The organism is Pedococcus sp. P1_H8, assembly GCF_056405175.1.
The window spans coordinates 1-353 of the sequence record NZ_JBFUCP010000507.1 but is presented as its reverse complement, the minus strand read 5'-3'; the positions used below and the strand labels follow the sequence as shown (position 1 = coordinate 353).

General features: G+C 70.5%; 1 protein-coding gene. It reads right to left on the bottom strand.

Going from position 1 to position 353, the window contains the following annotated elements; translation table 11 throughout:
* Positions 1 to 309 (bottom strand): FadR/GntR family transcriptional regulator (locus AC1DYG_RS21075; RefSeq protein WP_477641760.1); only part of this gene is annotated, 309 nt, incomplete at its 3' end.
* Between the last annotated feature and the right edge of the window lie 44 nt (positions 310 to 353).

Here is a 353-nt window from a genome sequence, read left to right as displayed (position 1 = left end):
CACGTCGAGGGCCTGGCGCAGCTCGAGTACGTCCCGTTCGTGCGCCGACGCGAAGTACTTCGCCAGCGTGCCGCCGAGGTCGCTGGTGCCGATGACGTAGGTTCCCGAGCCCTGCCGGCGCTCGAGCATCCCCGCGTGCACCAGTGCCTGGACGGCCTCGCGGACGGTGTTGCGCCCGGTCCCGGTCAGCTCGGCCAGTTCCGGTTCGGTCGGGATCCGGGACCCGACCGGCCAGGCGCCGGCGGTGATCTCGTCGCGCAACTGGTCGGTGACCTGAGCGATGAGGCTGGTTCGGCGAACGGCTTGCACGGTTCCCTCTCCGTCGGGTGGTGGTGGCCGCATCTTAACCCGGT